The sequence below is a fragment of the Neisseria sp. P0021.S007 genome, assembly GCF_051956855.1.
The window spans coordinates 1-431 of sequence record NZ_JBQCXA010001829.1; the positions used below are offsets into that span (position 1 = coordinate 1).

The 431-nt window shown below is 54.3% G+C and carries 1 protein-coding gene; it reads right to left on the bottom strand.

The annotated features are described in order from the left end of the window. Positions 1-316 (bottom strand): class I tRNA ligase family protein (locus ACTHUR_RS21680; RefSeq protein ID WP_440400883.1); only part of this gene is annotated, 316 nt, incomplete at its 3' end. Between the last annotated feature and the right edge of the window lie 115 nt (positions 317-431).

The following is a 431-nucleotide window of genomic DNA, read 5'->3' on the forward strand; positions in this document are numbered from 1 at the left end:
GTTCGGAAAACTGTTTGTTTTCAGGGGAATGGGTGCTGTAATAATTGTCGTAGCCGATGCCGAAACCGGTAAAGTCGGCGAGGTGCTCTTCGCGCACTTTGGCAATCATGTCTTCGGGCGCGATGCCTTGTTTTTGCGCGGCCAGCATCACGGGCGTGCCGTGGGTGTCATCGGCGCAGCAGTAGTAGCATTCGTGGCCGCGCAGTTTTTGAAAGCGCACCCAAACGTCGGTTTGGATGTGTTCGACCATGTGGCCGAGGTGGATGCTGCCGTTGGCATAGGGCAGCGCGGAGGTAACGAGGATTTTGCGTGTCATGGTTTATGCTTGGGAAAACAATGGATAAAGATGTTGGGAATTATACCGTAAATCGTGCGGGCGAGACGGGGGAAAGGTCGTCTGAAAAGGGGATTCCGTGAAGCGGGAACAGGAT